Here is a 3,661-nt window from a genome sequence, read left to right as displayed (position 1 = left end):
TTTGACGGGGCGTTAATTCCACCGGCTTTTGCTCCCGCCCCACCCGAATTACAATGTGCGGCACCACCGGATCCGTAAAAAAGAAGGGGAAAATATTGGGCATGTTGGTTTTGGTCAGGTCGTAAGCGGCGTGTATATCCAGAAAATTGTGGCGAGTGCGTGCCAGGCGGTTCAGGTAATCGGCCCAAAATTCATCCGAAAAATACCAGGAGGCGGTGTCCAGCAGAGCCTGCACGTGAAGAAAAGGGTTCACCCCGCGCAACGCCAGAAAGGGCTGGCTGATTTTTTCCCGAAAGCAGGCAAACGAAAAAGAACGGCCTTCCGCTAAATCGGCCTGATCTGCCAGTTCCAGCAGGCCGTACAGAGCCCCGGTGGCATCCCGGCCAATAACAGTGACTTCATTTTTGCCGCTTTTTCTAATAAGGAAAGATTCCGATTTGGAAGGCAATTCTTTCAGTGCACGACCAATCCGGGGGTATTTGGCAAAATCGCTCGCCAGGCCAACCCAAATGCGCGGGTGCTGCGACGTGGCCGGGCTCTGCACCAGTTTGACTGCTACCTGCCTTTTTTCCAGCGAAAGACGAAGCTGCTGCACGCCAAACCGGATTTGCGGGGAAGCATTCAGCGAAACCAGCCAGACCGTCCGGGATGCCGTGTATCCGGTTGTGTGCAGAAAAAGAACAGCCACCAGTACGATGCCGGTGAGAATGCGTTTAGCCATTGTCATACGCTTCATTTTTTTTGTACCCTTGCCAAGGCTTTGGAACCTTTGCACGGATCTGCCGCCTTCAAGATTGCACGCCAAAATGCACACCCTTTTACTTCTTCTTCAATTGAATCAAAAAGTTATTTTCCCCTGCTTTCAGGTGCAATTTGTAAAAGACCACTTTGTCCCGGTACACACGGGAACCTACGGGGACATCCATTAGCTGCCAGCCTGACCAATCGCCCCAAAACACAATCCCGCTCACCTGCTCATTGGGAGACACAATCTGCACCCGAAATGTTTTCCTCCCTGCCTCCGATTCTTCCTCTACCTTCTGCAAGGTGTACGGGGGCTCCGTCGGGTACACCTCATTCACCGTTGTGTAATGGGCCTTGGTGTAATCATTCGTTTCCAGCGGGGTGGAGATTCCCTTTTCAAAAATCAGGTAACATTCGTCGTCGTAGTAAAAAAAGGTTTCCGGGTACGGCGGTTTTCGGTTGTGGGGATCCCGGGCAATGGCGTTGAGTTCCGGGTAGTAGTATGGTTCGGGGCACGCGGCACCCGGTGCCAGATAATAGGTGGGCGGGGTTTTCTCAAATTGCTGCCGGTACCGCGCCACCAATTCAGGCAGCGTAACAAATTCGACGTCGTCGTATTGAGTAGCGTAGCGGGCGTATTCGTCCATTTGGAGCATCGTGTCGTCGATCATGGCCGGCGGGTAGGTGCGCATGTGGGGACCCCATTCCATTTCATGGGACTCGTTGTGCCAGATCATGTAAAAAAACGCATTTTCGCGGGCATTTTCCCGGTAAAAGTCAAAAAAGTTTTTCAGGAAATCAATGTCCCGGTCGCGGCAGATGCGGGCCCGCTGGGTGTCGTTGGGATCGTTGGAATAAATGGACGTGGCCCGGGAATGGTAGGCGCTGGTTAAATCGAGGGCGAGCCAGTGGGTGCCCACCAGGCCGCGCTTGCCCCGGAGGGAGGCCTTTTGGGCATCCGGGTTGATGTACCAGGGATTAAAGGGAATGCCCTTGTGCGTCAGTCCATCCGTCCCCTCCTGATTCCAGCAATGGCCGCCGTACCCCTCGAATCCCAGCTCGTCCAGCGCGTGCAGAAGGTTGCGGCTCACCAGCCCGTGGGCCGCAATTTTCACATCCGCCCAGGGAAGCGCCTCTTGAATGGCCTGGCGGTCCCGGGCAATGTGCGCCTTCATTTCCTCCTTTGAGGCATGCAAAAAATACCCCTTGGCCCCGAGTTTTTCATCTGCAAAATCTTTGTCCTGTGTGTGGGGCTGTTCTTCCCCCCATTTTTCTTTCGGGTACGTCATCCACTGGGCCACGGCGTCGCCGTACTTTTCATGCCAAAGAGTCAGCCATTCCGCCATGTCGGCAGCCGACCGGGGCGTTACAAACCAGGTCATGGGGATGTTGTAGCGATGGTGAATGTCGGCCATCACGCGCATGCCTTCGCGCGGTGTACCGTGCCCCCAGTGGGTGTCCACAAAATAGGCCTGCGATTGAACCACAACGTAGAGTTTTGACACGGAAGCACCTTTTTTTCTTGATGATTGTTCTTTAAAAATTCTGGAAGCAACCGCTTGGAGATCGCTTCATTCGCTTACGTTCATTCGCAATGACAGTTATTTTAATCTTTTTCCGTTCTTCCAACCCCGATATTGCGAGATCAGCTCAATCCCGTCATCTCAAAGTCCATTCCTGATTATTTCCGAATTAATCCGTGGTACCGCATCATCCAGTACGGCAGGAGAAATTCCATTCCGCTCTGCTCGGCACGCCCCCCGCTGCCTCCGTCCATCTCAAAAGGGCTTGTGTTCCATTTCATGACCCGGCGCTCGTCTGCCGGAATTACCCGCAGCGATTGCAGTTTGCTGTTCCGCCCTACCGAATAAGGATTCGGCAGCAAATCCCGCCGCTGGCTGTTCTTCACCGTCCACTCAATCAAATCCACCGGGTACTCACGCAGGGTTTTCACCCCTTCTTTCAATCCGAGCGGCTTTTTCAACGCCACGCTGGTGATGGCATTCCACAACGGATTTTCCTGCGATTTTACGTACCGGTACGTGCGTTCCAGGCTTTTTCGGTAAAGCTTCAGCAGGTCGGGATCCGTTTCGTAGCGGAACAACAAATAGTACGGCAAATAGGCCAGTTCATCATCCGAATAATTGATTTCCTCCGGAAAGGTGATTTTCTGGTTGATGGTGTTTCGGGCGTACCCGTAGCGGTTAATAAGCAGACGGTAGGCCTTCAGGTATTTTTTATGGGACGTCACTCCGTACGCCGTGCGCAAAAAGGCGAGTATTTCCAGTGAGTTCAGTCCATTTTCCAGAATGCGCGGCCCGTTCAGGGAATCGGGATTCCAGACGCCCCACCGGGTGGGCCTGCCGTCCACATCGCACAGATTAAAATGGTGCGACAAAATATGGTCGGTGATGGCCACAATCAATCGTTTAGCCCGCGCTTTGACAGCCGGATCGTCCATGAATTCGTACACCAGCGCATCCGCAAAATAATGACCCACAATTTCGTCCGAGCTGGTATCGCCCTTCCAGTACCACTTACCATCCGGCGTGCGATGCCATTCCCCACCTTTGCCGGGGAAATAGTCCTTCGCCGGAATAAACGACCGTGCCGGAAATCCCGGAATGCCGGTGATTTTCACCAACCGTTCCAGGGCGCTGAATGAATGGAGGGCCCGTTTTTTGGCATCTGCAGAGTGCGTCACGGCGTAGCGAAAACATTCCGCTCCCACGTAAATAGAGGTCCAGAGACCGTCGTTGTCGTCATCTCGCAGTTTGTTGGAGCTCAAATCCCCCGGCACCGTCAAATCCGATTCCGCCACAAGCCCAAACCGGTCGTGGCGTTTCCTCACTTTTTCTTCGTACAGGCGGGTCTTTTCTTCCAGCATCATAGATTTTGTCCAGATTTTGCTGATCCC

3 protein-coding genes are annotated in these 3,661 nt (G+C 53.5%); all 3 read right to left on the bottom strand.

The window, feature by feature from the left end:
* Positions 1 to 736 (bottom strand): hypothetical protein (locus GXO76_02055; protein NOY76633.1); only part of this gene is annotated, 736 nt, incomplete at its 3' end.
* An 82-nt stretch (positions 737 to 818) separates the two neighbouring features.
* Positions 819 to 2,249 (bottom strand): hypothetical protein, encoded by a 1,431-nt coding sequence (locus GXO76_02050; GenBank protein NOY76632.1) that lies wholly within the window; start codon positions 2,247 to 2,249, stop codon positions 819 to 821.
* 176 nt (positions 2,250 to 2,425) lie between these two features.
* Positions 2,426 to 3,634 (bottom strand): hypothetical protein, encoded by a 1,209-nt coding sequence (locus GXO76_02045; GenBank protein NOY76631.1) that lies wholly within the window; start codon positions 3,632 to 3,634, stop codon positions 2,426 to 2,428.
* Positions 3,635 to 3,661: the final 27 nt, after the last annotated feature.

The sequence above is a fragment of the Calditrichota bacterium genome, from assembly GCA_013151735.1.
In the GTDB taxonomy this organism is placed as follows: domain Bacteria; phylum Zhuqueibacterota; class JdFR-76; order JdFR-76; family BMS3Abin05; genus BMS3Abin05.
Note: the sequence above shows the minus strand (reverse complement) of the source record. Positions and strands in the feature narration are given on the sequence as shown.